11 protein-coding genes are annotated in these 12642 nt (G+C 67.9%); 7 read left to right on the top strand and 4 right to left on the bottom strand.

Translation table 11 applies throughout. From position 1 onward, the window contains the following. The first annotated feature begins 110 nt into the window (after positions 1 to 110). Genes dmpG through H6927_12955 form a run of 3 tightly spaced genes read left to right on the top strand, consistent with a single transcriptional unit; the run spans position 111 to position 2200 of the window. A complete protein-coding gene (gene dmpG, locus H6927_12965; GenBank protein ID MCP5219007.1) occupies positions 111 to 1145 on the top strand; it encodes a 4-hydroxy-2-oxovalerate aldolase in 1035 nt (344 codons plus the stop codon). Positions 1146 to 1157: 12 nt separating this feature from the next. Then, a complete protein-coding gene (dmpH, locus tag H6927_12960) occupies positions 1158 to 1946 on the top strand; it encodes a 2-oxo-3-hexenedioate decarboxylase (GenBank protein ID MCP5219006.1) in 789 nt (262 codons plus the stop codon). A 20-nt stretch (positions 1947 to 1966) separates the two neighbouring features. Further along, on the top strand, positions 1967 to 2200 hold the full coding sequence (locus H6927_12955) for a hypothetical protein (GenBank protein ID MCP5219005.1): 234 nt from the start codon (positions 1967 to 1969) through the stop codon (positions 2198 to 2200). A gap of 46 nt (positions 2201 to 2246) precedes the next feature. Here the strand turns inward: H6927_12955 and H6927_12950 are convergent, their stop codons facing one another. Beyond that, positions 2247 to 3098, bottom strand: coding sequence for a phosphatase PAP2 family protein (locus H6927_12950; GenBank protein MCP5219004.1), 852 nt, complete (start codon positions 3096 to 3098; stop codon positions 2247 to 2249). A gap of 161 nt (positions 3099 to 3259) precedes the next feature. Here H6927_12950 and clpB point away from each other — a divergent pair, with 161 nt between their 5' ends. From clpB to H6927_12930, 4 genes are all read left to right on the top strand, one after another. Further along, positions 3260 to 5863, top strand: coding sequence for an ATP-dependent chaperone ClpB (gene clpB, locus H6927_12945; GenBank protein MCP5219003.1), 2604 nt, complete (start codon positions 3260 to 3262; stop codon positions 5861 to 5863). Positions 5864 to 6007: 144 nt separating this feature from the next. Continuing rightward, the gene (locus tag H6927_12940) at positions 6008 to 6829 is read left to right on the top strand and encodes a DUF169 domain-containing protein (protein ID MCP5219002.1); all 822 of its coding nucleotides are present in this window, start codon (positions 6008 to 6010) and stop codon (positions 6827 to 6829) included. After that, entirely contained in the window at positions 6826 to 8286 is a 1461-nt protein-coding gene (locus H6927_12935) for a coniferyl aldehyde dehydrogenase (protein MCP5219001.1), read from the top strand. The genes H6927_12940 and H6927_12935 overlap by 4 nt, the downstream gene beginning before the upstream one ends. A 130-nt stretch (positions 8287 to 8416) precedes the next feature. Beyond that, positions 8417 to 9670, top strand: a complete 1254-nt coding sequence (locus H6927_12930) for an MFS transporter (GenBank protein MCP5219000.1) — start codon at positions 8417 to 8419, stop codon at positions 9668 to 9670. Between the two features lie 6 nt (positions 9671 to 9676). Here H6927_12930 and H6927_12925 read toward each other — a convergent pair whose 3' ends face one another. The 3 genes from H6927_12925 to H6927_12915 are packed head-to-tail and all read right to left on the bottom strand — an operon-like array spanning position 9677 to position 12642. Further along, the gene (locus H6927_12925) at positions 9677 to 10555 is read right to left on the bottom strand and encodes a sugar phosphate isomerase/epimerase (GenBank protein MCP5218999.1); all 879 of its coding nucleotides are present in this window, start codon (positions 10553 to 10555) and stop codon (positions 9677 to 9679) included. A gap of 22 nt (positions 10556 to 10577) precedes the next feature. Beyond that, the gene (locus H6927_12920) at positions 10578 to 11636 is read right to left on the bottom strand and encodes a dihydrodipicolinate synthase family protein (protein ID MCP5218998.1); all 1059 of its coding nucleotides are present in this window, start codon (positions 11634 to 11636) and stop codon (positions 10578 to 10580) included. Further along, complete coding sequence (locus H6927_12915) at positions 11623 to 12642, bottom strand: NAD(P)-dependent oxidoreductase (GenBank protein ID MCP5218997.1); 1020 nt, start codon at positions 12640 to 12642, stop codon at positions 11623 to 11625. Before H6927_12915 ends, H6927_12920 begins: the two co-directional genes overlap by 14 nt.

Raw genomic sequence — 12642 nt, 5'->3', positions numbered from 1 at the left:
GGGGGAGGGCAGGGGTGGGGGCCTGCGGCGTTTCAGGCACCCGAGGGCGGCCCCCATCCCCACCTTCCCCCAGAGGGGGAAGGAGTTTGAAGACCGAAGAGGACATTGACATGAGCATCCAAGGCAAGAAAGTCACGCTGCACGAAATGGCGCTGCGCGACGGCATGCACCCCAAGCAGCACCAGATCAGCATCGAGCAGATGACGTCCATCGCCACCGCGCTGGACGCGGCCGGTATGCCGCTGATCGAAGTCACCCACGGCGACGGCCTGGGCGGCGACTCGGTCAACTACGGCTTTGCCGCGCACACCGACGAGCAATACCTCAAGGCCGTCATCCCGCTGATGAAGCACGCCAAGGTCTCGGCCCTGCTGCTGCCGGGCATCGGCACCGTGGACCACCTGAGGATGGCGCACGAGGTGGGCGTGCACACCATCCGCGTGGCGACGCACTGCACCGAGGCGGATGTGTCGGAGCAGCACATCACCCTGGCGCGCAAGCTCGGCATGGACACCGTGGGCTTTCTGATGATGAGCCACATGAACAGCCCCGAGGGCCTGGTCAAGCAGGCGAAATTGATGGAGGGCTACGGCGCCAACTGCATCTACGTCACCGACTCGGCCGGCCACATGCTGCCCGAGGACGTGCGCGCCAAGCTCGGCGCGGTGCGCGCCGCGCTCAAGCCCGAGACCGAGCTGGGCTTTCACGCGCACCACAACCTGGCGATGGGCGTGGCCAACTCCATCACCGCGATCGAGATGGGCGCCAACCGCGTGGATGCGGCATCAGCCGGCTTGGGCGCGGGCGCGGGCAACACGCCCATGGAAGTGCTGGTTGCGGTGCTCGACCTGATGGGCGTGCAGACCGGCGTGGACGTGTTCAAGATCCAGGACGTGGCCGAGGACCTGATCGTGCCGCTGATGGACTTCCCCATCCGCATCGATCGCGACGCGCTCACGCTGGGCTACGCCGGGGTGTACGGCTCCTTCCTGCTGTTCGCCAAGCGCGCCGAGAAGAAGTACGGCGTGCCGGCGCGCGAGATCCTGGTCGAGATGGGCCGGCGCGGCTGCGTCGGCGGCCAGGAGGACATGATCGAGGACACCGCGCTCACGCTGGCGCGCCAGCGCGGCCTGAAGGTCGCCTGAGAGGACAACGCCATGGCCCTGAACTCCAAGACCCTGGACAAGCTCGCCAAGCACCTGCACGCCTGCCAGCGCGAGGCGCGCGACACGCCCAAGATCACCGACGAGCATCCCGAGATGGACTTCGACGATGCGTACGCCATCCAGGACCGCATCCTCGCCGCCAAGCTCAAGGGCGGCGCGCGCATCGCCGGCTACAAGGCGGGCCTGACCTCGCACGCCAAGATGAAGCAGATGGGCGTGACCGACCCGGTGTTCGGCTTCCTGGTCGATGAATTCACCGTGCCCGACGGCGGCGAGGTGAAAGTCAGCGAGCTGATCCACCCCAAGGTCGAGCCCGAGATCTGCTTCGTCACCCGCACCGAGCTGAAAGGCCCGGGCTGCAGCATCGCCAGCGTGCTCGCCGCCAGCGACGTGGTGCTGCCCGGCATCGAGGTGATCGACAGCCGCTACCGCGACTTCAAGTTCGACCTGAAAAGCGTGGTGGCCGACAACACCTCGGCCTCGCGCTTCGTCGTCGGCGGGCGCGCGGTCGATGCGCGCAGCGTGGACCTGCGCACCACCGGCCTCGTGCTGGAGAAGAACGGCGTGCCCGTCGCGTTGGGCGCCGGCGCCGCCGTGCTGGGGCACCCGGCCGCGGCGGTGGCCATGCTGGTCAACCACCTGGGCCGGCGCGGCAAGGCGCTGCCGGCCGGCTCGCTGGTGCTCTCCGGCGGCGCCACCGAGGCGGTGGCGGTGCAAAAGGGCGACCACGTGACGCTGCGCATGCAGGGCATGGGCAGCGTGTCGGTCCGGTTCGGGTAGACGTCGAACCCAAGTCTCCCATTGAACGGCAGAGGCATCTTTTTTTGGGAGACTTCAATCATGAAGCGACGCGATGTGATGATCGCGTGGCAGCATGGGCGGCGGGCGCCGCCACCGCCGAGGCACGCACCGCCTTCGACAACATTCCCGCCAATCTGCGCGTCACCAAGCCGGCCGAGTTCGCGGCGTTCATCAAGAGCGAGGACCAGCGCTGGGGCGAGCTGATCCGCAAGCTGGGGATCAAGGCGGACTGAACCGAGGACCAGGCGCCGGGGCCTGGGTGGCTCCGACGTCGCGGCTTCAGGGCGCCAAGCGGGTCGATAAGGCCAGCGCTCGGGCCTCGGCCGCGCAATCGGCCGCGGGCGGCACGTGGCCGGTGGCGCGGGCTTGGGCGATCTCGGTTTTGGCGGCGGCCAGCTGCGCCTGAAACACGGGGTTGGCCTGCAGCCGCGCCACGGTGGCGGCGCCCATCAGCCAGCCGGCCTGGATGTCGCTCTTCCAATGCACGCCGCAGACGGCACGGCTTTGGCCGTAGGCGCGGCCGCGTTGAAGCAGGGCGTCGGCACGCTCGGGCGCGGCCTGGGTCAGCACCAGCGCCCAGGCCCAGCCCAGCGCGGCGTGTCCGGAGGGGTAGGAGCCATCCTTGCGCAGCGTGGCTTCCTCGGCCGGCGTGCAACTGGGCGCGTCGAAGACCACGAAGGGCCGGGTGCGCTTGTAGGTGTCCTTGGCCTTGTAGGTGGACAGGCCGGCATCGGCCAAGGTGCGCCGCAGCAGCATGTACGCGTTGGGCGTGACCTGCTCTGAAACCTGCACCCCAAGCGCGCAGGCAAAGTGCCCCGCGGCGGCCGGGAACTTCAGGTTGGCGTCCTGCGTGGCCAGCGTGCCGCGGGGTGTGCCCTGCAAGGCCGTCAGCTGCCTGAAGGCCTCGGTGTCTTCCGCCAGCGCAGCCGAGCTTTCGGCCGGGGGCGGCGGCACCAGTGCCAGGCTGTCGGGCAGTTCGTCGCGGCTCAGATAGCCTTTGGCGTAGCCCGAACCGGGGCGCAGCTCGCCCACTTCGGCCAGGGTGGTGGGTGCTGACGGGTGGCTGGCGCAGGCCGTCAGCAGCAAGCTGGCGGCGAGCGTCGTGGCGGACAGCAGCGAGGGGATGTGCATGGGGTGTCTCCAGGGGTCGGCTTGTTGTTGGCGCCAACTCCAGCCAGTTTATGTCCTGGGGCAGGGCTTGCCTGTTGGGTGCGTGACAGGACATGGGCGTCAGGCTGCCACTTGAATCCGCGCCACAATACCTCAACTGGGTGGCAATTCGGAGGTTTTTCATGCGTCTCGACAAACTCACCACCAAGTTCCAGGAAGCCCTGGCCGACGCGCAGTCGCTGGCCCTGGGGCACGACAACGCCTACATCCAGCCCGAGCACCTGCTGGCGGCCATGCTGCAGCAGGAGGACGGGCCCAAGGCCCTGCTGGCGCGCGCCGGCGTCAACACCGCCGCGCTGGCGCAGGCCGCGGGCGCGGCCATCGGGCGCCTGCCCAGCGTGCAGGGGCAGGAGCAGGTGCAGCCCGGCCCCGACCTGCTGAAGCTGCTGCAGGCCACCGAGAAGGAGAGCATCCAGCGCGGCGACCAGTTCGTCGCCAGCGAGATGTTCCTGCTGGCCCTGGCCGACGCCAAGGGCGAGGCGGGCCGCATCGCCAAGGAGGCGGGCCTGAGCCGCAAGGCGCTGGAGGCGGCCATCGAGGCGGTGCGCGGCGGGCAGGGCGTGGATTCGGCGGACGCCGAAGGCCAGCGCGAGGCGCTGAAGAAATACACGCTGGATCTGACCGAGCGCGCCCGCCAGGGCAAGCTGGACCCGGTGATCGGGCGCGACGACGAGATCCGCCGCACCATCCAGGTGCTGCAGCGGCGCAGCAAGAACAACCCGGTGCTGATCGGCGAGCCGGGCGTGGGCAAGACCGCCATCGTCGAGGGGCTGGCCCAGCGCATCGTGGCCGGCGAGGTGCCCGACACCCTCAAGAACAAGCAGGTGCTGGTGCTGGACATGGCGGGCCTGCTGGCCGGCGCCAAGTACCGTGGCGAATTCGAGGAGCGCCTGAAGGCGGTGCTCAAGGAAGTGGCGCACGAAGAGGGCCGCATCATCCTGTTCATCGACGAGCTGCACACCATGGTGGGCGCCGGCAAGGCCGAGGGCGCCATCGACGCCGGCAACATGCTCAAGCCCGCGCTGGCGCGCGGCGAGCTGCACTGCATCGGCGCCACCACGCTGGACGAATACCGCAAGTACATCGAGAAGGACGCGGCGCTGGAGCGGCGCTTTCAGAAGGTGCTGGTGGGCGAGCCCAGCGTGGAAGACACCATCGCCATCCTGCGCGGCCTGCAGGAGAAATACGAGGTGCACCACGGCGTGGACATCACCGACCCGGCCATCGTGGCCGCGGCCGAGCTCAGCCACCGCTACATCACCGACCGCTTCCTGCCCGACAAGGCGATCGACCTGATCGACGAGGCGGCGGCCAAGATCAAGATCGAGATCGACTCCAAGCCCGAGGTGATGGACAAGCTGGACCGCCGCATGATCCAGCTCAAGATCGAGCGCGAGGCGGTGAAGAAGGAGAAGGACGAGGCCTCGCAAAAACGCCTGGCCCTGATCGAGGAAGACTTGGCCAAGCTGGAGAAGGAATACGCCGACCTGGACGAAATCTGGAAGGCCGAGAAGGCCAGCGCGCAGGGCAGCGAGCAGGTGCGCAAGGAGATCGACCAGATCAAGTTCCAGATCCAGGAAGCCACGCGCAAGGGCGACTTCAACCATGTGGCCGAGCTGCAGTACGGCAAGCTGCCCGCGCTCGAAAAACAGCTGAAGGAGGCGCAGGCCAGCGAGCAGAGCGCCGACGCGCAGGCCAAGGCGCACAAGCTGCTGCGCACGCAGGTGGGCGCCGAGGAAATCGCCGAGGTCGTCAGCCGCGCCACCGGCATTCCGGTCAGCAAGATGATGCAGGGCGAGCGCGACAAGCTGCTGCACATGGAGGCCGCCCTGCACCAGCGCGTGGTGGGCCAGGACGAGGCCATTCAGGCGGTGGCCGACGCCATCCGCCGTTCGCGCTCGGGCCTGTCCGACCCCAACCGGCCGCTGGGCAGCTTTTTGTTCCTAGGCCCCACGGGCGTGGGCAAGACCGAGCTGACCAAGGCGCTGGCGGGCTTTCTGTTCGACAGCGACCAGCAGCTGGTGCGCATCGACATGAGCGAGTTCATGGAAAAGCACAGCGTCTCGCGCCTGATCGGCGCGCCGCCGGGCTACGTGGGCTACGACGAGGGCGGCTACCTGACCGAGGCCGTGCGCCGCAAGCCTTACAGCGTGGTGCTGTTCGACGAGATCGAGAAGGCGCACCCGGACGTGTTCAACGTGCTGCTGCAGGTGCTGGACGACGGCCGCCTGACCGACGGGCAGGGCCGCACGGTGGACTTCAAGAACACCGTCATCATCATGACCAGCAACATCGGCAGCCCCATGATCCAAAGCATGGCCGGGCAGCCCTACGAGGACGTGAAGGACGCGGTGTTCGGCGAGCTGAAGAACCACTTCCGCCCCGAGTTTTTGAACCGCATCGACGAGATCGTGGTGTTCCACGGCCTGGATGCGAGCCAGATCGGGGCGATTGCCAAGATCCAGCTCAAGGTGCTGGCCGATCGCCTGGCCAGGATGGAGCTCACGCTCGACGTGTCCGAGCAGGCGCTGGCCGAACTGGCCAAGGTCGGGTTCGACCCGGTGTTCGGCGCGCGCCCGCTCAAGCGCGCCATTCAGCAGCGCATCGAGAACCCGCTGTCCAAGCTGATCCTGGAGGGCAAGTTCCCGCCCAAGACGCGCATCCAGGTGGGGGTCGATCCGATCAACGCGCCGGGGATGTTCAAGTTCGAGGCGGTGCCGGCCTAAGAAGGTGTGAACGAACCGGCGATTTGCTCCTGTTGATGTAGCGCCTCGCGCCGTGCGGATGCCGGCGCGAGGCGTTTTTTGCTCTGAACCGGCTTTCCGCCACAATGGGGTGGACGCAGATTTTTCCCTGCGAGGAGAGCCCGCATGACAGACACAGCCACCCCTGACCTGGCCGAGCTGGCCCAACAGCTGGAACAGACGCTCAAGCTGCGCGTGCCGCCCATCGGCATGCGCCTGTTCGAATCGACCGACGTGCTGGAGCGCATCCCCAGGCTGCGCCGCCCGCAGGCGGTGCACACCACCGACCAGATCGTCGCACAGGCGGCCCGCCTGGGCTGGACGGTGGGCATCACGGGCGACGACCTGGTGGGCCCGCAGTGCCAGGCCGTGATCGGCCTGGGCGGGCAGGACGCGGCGTGGTACTCGGGCCAGCAGATGGCGGGCGTGTGGTACGCCACGGTGGAAGACTCGGCCCGGCACCAGGCGGCGATGAACGTGGTGCCCGTGGGCAGGTACAAGGCGCTCGTCGTCGCGCCGCTGGCCAAGTGGGCGGGCTTCGGGGCGGGGCTGGACCAGCCCGACATCGCGCTTTTCTATGCCACGCCGGGCGCCATGATCTATTTCATCAACGGCCTGCAGTGGGCGGGCTACCAGCGCTTCGACTGGAGCGTGGTGGGCGAGTCGTCCTGCGCCGACTCGTGGGGCCGGGCGCTGAAGACGCGCGAGCCCAGCCTGTCGATCCCGTGCTTTGCCGAGCGCCGCTACGGCGGCGTGCTGGACGACGAGATGCTGATGGCCCTGACCCCCGCCGACATGGCCAGGTCGCTGACTGGCATGGCTGCGCTGGCGAAAAATGGCCTGCGCTACCCCTTTGCCCAGTACGGCATCCAGCAGGATGTGCGGGCGGGGATGGGGGTAAGCTACCCGAAGGACGCAGCCGTAAGCCCGCACAGGAGCCCTCCATGAACGCCAGCACCCACGCCCTGGTCGCCGTCGCCGCCACCTCCAGCCTGGTGGACCTGTTCGAGCGCCAGCAGCAGGCCGCGCGGCGCGAGGTCGACGTGCCGCTGGCCCTGCGGCAGGGCCGCCTGCAGCGCCTGACGGCGATGTGGCGCCACAACGAAGGCCGGCTGGCGCAGGCCGTGGGGCAGGACTTCGGCCTGCGCGGCGCTCGCCTGACGCAGCTGGCCGACGCACTGGTGCTCGACAGCGTGCTGGCGGATTTGCGCCGCAACCTGGCGCGCTGGAGCCGCCCGCGCCGCGTGCGCACCCCCTTGCACCTGCTGCCCGCGCGCGCCCACGTGCTGCGCCAGCCGCTGGGCGTGGTGGGCGTCATCAGCCCCTGGAACTACCCGTTGCAGCTGGCCCTGGGGCCGGCGGCCACCGCGCTGGCGGCGGGCAACCGCGTGCTGCTCAAGCCCAGCGAGCACACGCCGCACACGGCGCAGCTGTTGGCCGAACTGGTGGCCCAGCACTTCGCGCCGGAGGAGTTTGCCGTCGTCACCGGCGGGGTGGACGTGGCCACGGCGTTTTCGGCGCTGCCTTTCGATCATCTGTTCTTCACCGGCTCCACGGCCGTGGGCCGGCAGGTGGCCGAGGCCGCCGCGCGCAACCTCACGCCCGTCACGCTGGAGCTGGGGGGCAAGTCGCCCTGCATCATCGACGCCTCATGCACCGACCTGGAAGGCGCTGCCCTGAAGATCGCCGTGGGCAAGCTGCTCAACGGCGGCCAGACCTGCATCGCGCCCGACTACCTGCTGCTGCCACGCGGGCGCGAGGCGGCCTTTGCCGACGCCTACCAAAAGGCCGTCGCGCGCCTGTTTCCGCGGCTGGTGGGCAATGCCGACTACGCCGCCATCATCAACGCGCGCCAGCACCAGCGGCTGCAGGCGCTGGTGGACGAGGCGCGGGCGTTGGGCGCGCGGGTGGACGACGTGGGACCGCCCGCGCTGGACACGCCCGGCAGCGAGGCCGAGGCGCGCCAGATGCGCCCGCTGCTGGTGTTCGACCTGCCGCCGCAGGCGCGGCTGCTGCAGGAAGAAATCTTCGGCCCCGTGCTGCCGGTGCTGCCCTACGACGAGCTGCAGACCGTCATCGCCTACATCAACGCCCGCCCGCGCCCGCTGGCGCTGTACTGGTTCGGCCAGGACGAGGCGGCGCGCGACCGCGTGCTGCAGGGCACGGTGAGTGGTGGCGTGACGGTCAACGACACCTTGATGCACATCGCGCACGACGGCCTGCCCTTCGGCGGCGTGGGCGAAAGCGGCCTGGGCGCCTACCACGGCGAGACCGGGTTTCTGCGCTTCACGCACGAGAAGGCGGTGTTCGTGCAGTCGCGCTTCGGCCGCGGCGACTTGCTGTATCCGCCGTTCGGCGCACGCTTCGATCGGGTGATGGGGCTGATTCGGCGGTTGTTGCGCTGAGACGGCTCCAGCCGCAAAGCCTGCTGCTGGGTCGTGGTGCAGAGCAACGCCATGCCTGTGTGGGCGAAATCGACGAAACTTGCTGCTTGATCGCGATGCGGACCACCGGTGCCGCTACGAGGAATGGTTCATGAGTCAAGCTGCGACAACCCCCTTGCCGACCCCACATCCGGCCGGGTCCCGTCAGGACGTCAAGCTAATCAGTTTGGTCGGTGGTGCACACCTGATCAGTCACTACAGCCAGTTGCTGTTGGCGCCGCTGTTTCCCTGGCTGAAGACGGCGTTTGGCGTCAGCTATGCCGAGCTGGGCTTTCTGATGACGGTGTTCTTCGTCGTCTCTTGCGCGGTTCAGGCGTTTTCAGGCTTTGTCGTCGACCGATACGGCCCGCGGCCCATCCTGTTTTCCGGCCTGGGCCTGCTGGCGCTGGCTGCGTTTGGTTTTGCGGCCAGCCAGAGCTACCCCATGCTGGCGCTGTTTTCGGTGGTGGCGGGCGTGGGCAACGGCGTGTTTCACCCCGTCGATTACACATTGCTCAACCGCAAAGTCACGCCCGAGCGCCTGGGCCATGCCTACAGCGTGCATGGCATTACCGGCAGCCTGGGCTGGTCGCTGGCGCCGGCCATGCTGGTGCCATTGACGGTGACTTATTCGTGGCGCGTGGCGCTGATTGCAGCCGGCGTGTTGATCTGTGCCGTGCTGGCGGTGTTGCTGCTCTATCGTGCGACGCTTGAGCTGCCTGTAGCCCACGAGCAGAAGACGCAGGGCAAGGAGCTGCCAGGCGACACCTACGGCTTTCTGGCCATCCCTGCGGTGTGGATGTGTTTTGCATTCTTTTTTTTCTACGCTGCCGCGCTGAGCGTGATTCAGACCTTTGCCCCCAGCGCGGCGGGGCACCTGCACGCGGTGGTGCCCGAGGTGGTGGCCATGTGTCTGTCGATATACATGGTGGCTGCGGCGGCCGGCATGTTGGCCGGCGGCTTCATGGTGCGCAACCCCGAACGGTGCGAGCGCATCGTTGGCATCGGTTTTGGCCTTGCCGCATGCGTGGCGCTGGCGGTTGGTTTTCTCGACATGCCGGGCGCGCTGGTTCCGGTCATGTTCGGTCTGATGGGCTTTGCGACCGGCACCGCCGGCCCCTCGCGCGACATGCTGGTGAAGCGCTCCACCCCCGCCAACGCCAGTGGGCGGGTGTACGGAGTGGTGTATTCGGGCCTGGACATCGGCCAGGCCCTGGCGCCCTTGCTGTTCGGCGCCTTGATGGATGGCGGCCAGTACCGCACGGTTTGGTTGGGCCTGGCCGTGGTGCAAGGCGTGTTGATCGTCAGCGCCTTCAACGTGCGCCGGGCGCGCCGAACGGCCGCATCGGCCGCTGTTGCAATCTGAAGGCGCTCAAACCACGCTGCGGTGGCGTTCGATGCAGGTAGCCAGCACTGCGTCACCGTCACGCTGCCACCAATCGAGCTGTGAGAAGATTTCGACCTCGGCGTGGCCGGTGTAGCCGGCGGCTTCCATCCAACTGCGGATTTTCTTCAGCTCGATCACGCCATCGCCCATCATGCCGCGGTCGGACAGCAGATCACGCGTGGGCGTGAGCCAGTCGCACACGTGATAGGCCAGCAGGCGCTGGCGGCCGGCGCGGGCGATTTGCTGCGCCAGCTTGGGATCCCACCAGACGTGGTAGACGTCCACCGCCACGCCCAGCATGCCGCTGCGGTCGTGGTCGAGTTCGTCGCACAGGTCAAGCGCTTGCTCCAGTGTGTTGATGCAGGCCCGCTCGGCTGCCTGCATGGGGTGCAGCGGCTCGATGGCCAGTGGCATGCCGACTTCACGCGCGTATTCCAGCGTGGCGGCGATGCCGTCATGAACCTCGCCCCGCACGCGTTCGATGCTCTTGTGCACCGGGCGCCCATCCAGCGCGCCAGGCAGCGAACCTACCACCAGCACCAGGCAGGATGCGCTCAATTCCTTGGCCTCATCCACCGCACGGCGATTGTCTTGCAACGCCGCTTGCAAGCCGACTGGGTCGGCGGCCGGATAGAAGCCGCCTCGGCAATAACCCGAAAGACTGATGCCCAGTGCACGCAACTGACGTGCCACGACGTCGATGCCGACCGCGGTTACCTGATCGCGCCAAGGGCTGATGGTGCGGATGCCTTGCGCCGCACACTGGTCGATGATGCGTGTGAGCGGTACTTCGGCTCCGCGCTGCTTGCGCACGGTGGCGGTATTGATCGACAGTGCGTCAAGGTCGGCAGAAAAATCACGCAGGCTCATGGCGGTTGGCTCCGGTTCAGGCCAGCCAGCGGTCGCGGTGAGCGGCCACGAAGTCGTCGTCGTGCAGGTGCGGGTAGGCGTCGTGCACGCGGCTCAACTCGTCCGCCTGGCCGGGGCTCAGGCCTTCTTCGGGGTCCAGGCACCAGGTGCCAGCCAGTAAGCCCTGGCGGCGCAGCACCTCGTGACAGCCTGCGATGCAGCCGTGAAAGTCGTTGGCGACGTCGAACAGGGCGGCATTGACATCGGTCACCTGGGCGTCCAGCGCCAGCAGCTCAGGCGTGATGGGGCCACCTGCGACGGCGGTGTGGATGCGCTCCACCAACTCGACCGCACGGCGCGTGCCTACGCTCCAGTGACCCAGCAGGCCGCCGCGGATGCGCACGCGGACCGTCTCGTCGCCACGGCGCATATCAAAGGGTGTCAACAGATCCAGCACGATGTGATCGTCGTTGCCGGTGTACAGGGCTATGCGCTGTTCGGCACGGGCTTCTACCACGCCGCGCAGCACGTCCAGTGTGCGGTAGCGGTTGAAAGGCGCCATCTTGATGGCCACGACGTTCTCGATGCCAGCAAAACGGCGCCAGAATGAGGCGGGCAAGTGCATGCCGCCCACGGCGGGCTGAAGGTAGAAGCCCACCAGGGGCAGCACCTCGGCCACAGCGCGGCAGTGCGCGATCAGCGCGTCTTCGTTCTGGCCACGCAGCGCGGCCAGACTCAGCAGGCCGGCGTGGTAGCCCAGTTCGTGCGCGGCGCCCGCTTCAGCCAGCGCCTGCGCCGTGAGGCCGGCCAGGCCAGCGATCATCGCCAACGGGCGCGGGCCACCAATGGGTTGCCAGTGTCGCGCCTCATGCATGGCAAGCTCCAGCACGGGGCGGTACAGGCCGTGCTCACGAATGGCGAACTGCGTGGAGTGCACGCCGACGGCCAGGCCACCCACTCCCGCGTCCAGGTAGTAGCGCGACAGTGCGCGCTGGCGCCGCTCGTCCAGTTGGCGTTGGGCATTCAGTGCCAGCAGGTGCGCGGGAATGGCAGTACCACGGTGCAGCAGGGCCAGGGCTTGCTCAGTAGTGGCCATCGCGCGCCTCGAAGTGGGTGGGTTTGTCCAAGCTGGCCTGACTGCGCTGCACCCAGTCGGCGGTCCAGTCGAGCATGCGATCGAGGCCGACCCGCGGCGGGCCGAACAGCTCGAAGGCACGGTGACAGTCAACCAGCCAGGCCGTGGGGGCCTCTTGCCCCTCGAAGCGAGCCGATACGCCGAGGCGATCGGCCAGGCCTTGGGCAGCGGTGCGGATGGAAACGGCCGGGCCGCTCAGGTTGAGCGGCGTGGTCGGCGTGGTGCAGTGTGCGAGCGAACGCAGGATCCAGTCGTTGGCTTCGCCCTGCCAGATGATGTTGGCGTGGCCCGTCGTCAGGTTAATCGCCTCGCCAGCCTTCAGCTTGCGCGCCAGATCGTGCAGCACGCCGTAGCGCATGTCGATGGCGTAGGACAGGCGGATCAGACGTCCCGGCGTACCCTGTTGATGCGAGAAGTGCTGCACCAGCCGTTCGCGCGCGACGCAGGAGTTGGCGTATTCGCCCAGCGGCGTGGGCGCCACGTCTTCAGCCGCACCGGGGCCGTGCACGTCGACGAAGGGATACACGCAGGCGGTGGAGAAGGCAACGATGCGTGCGCTGGGAAAGCGCTCGGCCACCAGCGCCGGCACGTAGGCGTTCATCGCCCAAGTGAGCCATTCGCTGCCGGCCGATCCGAACTTGCGCCCGGCCATGAAAACGATGTTGGGCGCATCGGGCAGGCTGGCCAGCGCTTCGCGCGACATCAGGTCGGCGGCGATGCATTCAATGCCGTGGGCTTCGAGCCGCTGGCGCAGGCCGGGCTCGGAAAAGCGCGCCACGCCGATCACGCGCCGCCCCGTGTCGGCACGCTTGGCCATGCGCGCCAGTGTGGGGCCCATCTTTCCACCCACGCCCAGCACCATCAAATCACCCGGTACGCGGGACAAGGTGTCGATCAGAGCCGACGAGGGGGTGGACATCAGCGCCTCCAGCGCTTGAACATCGGCAATCCGATCGGGCAGGGTCAT

The sequence above is a fragment of the Burkholderiaceae bacterium genome (assembly GCA_024235995.1).
GTDB lineage: Bacteria > Pseudomonadota > Gammaproteobacteria > Burkholderiales > Burkholderiaceae_C > Ottowia.
This window is presented reverse-complemented; position numbering and strand designations above follow the sequence as displayed.

Coding starts and splice junctions, on each gene's coding strand:
- dmpG (MCP5219007.1), top strand. CDS start 111: ATGAGCATCCAAGGCAAGAAAGTCACGCTGCACGAAATGGCGCTGCGC.
- dmpH (MCP5219006.1), top strand. CDS start 1,158: ATGGCCCTGAACTCCAAGACCCTGGACAAGCTCGCCAAGCACCTGCAC.
- H6927_12950 (MCP5219004.1), bottom strand. CDS start 3,098: ATGCACATCCCCTCGCTGCTGTCCGCCACGACGCTCGCCGCCAGCTTG.
- clpB (MCP5219003.1), top strand. CDS start 3,260: ATGCGTCTCGACAAACTCACCACCAAGTTCCAGGAAGCCCTGGCCGAC.
- H6927_12940 (MCP5219002.1), top strand. CDS start 6,008: ATGACAGACACAGCCACCCCTGACCTGGCCGAGCTGGCCCAACAGCTG.
- H6927_12935 (MCP5219001.1), top strand. CDS start 6,826: ATGAACGCCAGCACCCACGCCCTGGTCGCCGTCGCCGCCACCTCCAGC.
- H6927_12930 (MCP5219000.1), top strand. CDS start 8,417: ATGAGTCAAGCTGCGACAACCCCCTTGCCGACCCCACATCCGGCCGGG.
- H6927_12920 (MCP5218998.1), bottom strand. CDS start 11,636: ATGGCCACTACTGAGCAAGCCCTGGCCCTGCTGCACCGTGGTACTGCC.
- H6927_12915 (MCP5218997.1), bottom strand. CDS start 12,642: ATGACCCTGCCCGATCGGATTGCCGATGTTCAAGCGCTGGAGGCGCTG.